The sequence below is a fragment of the Pseudomonas sp. NPDC089569 genome (assembly GCF_050280625.1).
Taxonomy (GTDB): Bacteria; Pseudomonadota; Gammaproteobacteria; order Pseudomonadales; family Pseudomonadaceae; genus Aquipseudomonas.
The window spans coordinates 1-1,055 of sequence record NZ_JBNNVQ010000277.1 but is presented as its reverse complement, the minus strand read 5'-3'; the positions used below and the strand labels follow the sequence as shown (position 1 = coordinate 1,055).

The window sequence follows — 1,055 nt, the reverse complement described above, 5'->3', positions numbered from 1 at the left end:
AGTCATCCAGAACGATTGCGTGTACATGAAGGTTTTGTAGTAGAAGCCCGGTGGCATCAGCTTGCCGCCGACCTTGCCGAGAATCCCCATCATGTCGTTGTTCACGCTCGGCCAGCCGTTGGTGCTGGTGGCGACCAGGCCCTGGTACAGCGCTTGTTGTGTGGCGCGTACGTTCGGGATCTGGGTGGCTTCGGTGGCGCCGATCTGCAGCACCGCGTTCGGCTCTTCGGCACCGGCAGCGAAGATGCCGCGCGGACGGGAGTACTTGAAGCTGCGACCGATGATGTCGACACCGTTGGCCAGCAGCGCGGCGGCCAGGGAGTCGCCTTCGAAGCCTTTGTAAGTCTGGCCGTTGAAGGTGAAGCTCAGGACTTTGTTACGGTCGATCCGTCCACCGTTGGACAGGCGATTGATCTGGCTCATACCTTCGCTCCCAGAGCCTGCGCGGCCGCTTTCGGACTTTCAGTCTTGTCGGTGAACTGCGGCTTGGCGCCGATCTTGTAGGTTTCGAGAATCTCGTAGGTCACGGTGTCGCGGGTGACGTTGAAGTACTGGCGGCAACCGGCAACGTGATCCCACAGCTCATGGTGCAGGCCGCGCGGGTTGTCGCGGAAGAACATGTAGTCGCCCCACTCCTCGTCGGTGCAGCTGTTGGGGTCCAGTGGGCGCGGGATGTGCGCCTGGCCGGATGCATGGAATTCCTCTTCGGAGCGCAGTTCGCCGCAGTGAGGACAGAAGATATGCAACATGGGGATTTCTCCTGTTAGTGGGCGACGGCAGCAGCGCCGTGTTCGTCGATGAGGGCGCCGCTGTGGAAGCGGTCGATGGAAAACGGTGCGGCCAGCGGGTGCATTTCACCCTTGGCCAGGCTGGCGGCAAACACGTTGCCCGAGCCGGGAGTTGCCTTGAAGCCACCGGTACCCCAACCGCAGTTGAAGAACATGTTCGGCACCGGGGTCTTGCAGGTCTCGCGCTTGCAGCGCCTGGTGTTCGTGCTGGTCATTGTCGGGGCTGCGACCCTGATGGCGTTGCTCGGCCAGCACTCGTTCCTCGGT

2 protein-coding genes and 2 pseudogenes are annotated in these 1,055 nt (G+C 62.0%); 1 reads left to right on the top strand and 3 read right to left on the bottom strand.

The window, feature by feature from the left end:
* The 3 genes and pseudogenes from ACQKP2_RS33070 to ACQKP2_RS33060 form a co-directional block, all read right to left on the bottom strand.
* On the bottom strand, positions 1-423 hold a 423-nt coding region (locus ACQKP2_RS33070; RefSeq protein WP_427582407.1), incomplete at its 3' end, for a 2Fe-2S iron-sulfur cluster-binding protein.
* Positions 420-749, bottom strand: coding sequence for a sarcosine oxidase subunit delta (locus ACQKP2_RS33065; RefSeq protein WP_427582406.1), 330 nt, complete (start codon positions 747-749; stop codon positions 420-422). The genes ACQKP2_RS33065 and ACQKP2_RS33070, both read right to left, overlap by 4 nt.
* Positions 750-763: 14 nt before the next feature.
* Positions 764-961: pseudogene (locus tag ACQKP2_RS33060) on the bottom strand (sarcosine oxidase subunit beta); the annotation flags it as partial.
* Positions 962-968: 7 nt separating this feature from the next.
* Between ACQKP2_RS33060 and ACQKP2_RS33055 the strand changes: the two are divergent.
* Positions 969-1,055 (top strand): annotated as a pseudogene (locus ACQKP2_RS33055) (hypothetical protein); the annotation flags it as partial.

Excerpts from the sequence above, each read along its gene's own strand:
- ACQKP2_RS33065 (WP_427582406.1), bottom strand. The coding sequence starts at position 749 with ATGTTGCATATCTTCTGTCCTCACTGCGGCGAACTGCGCTCCGAAGAG.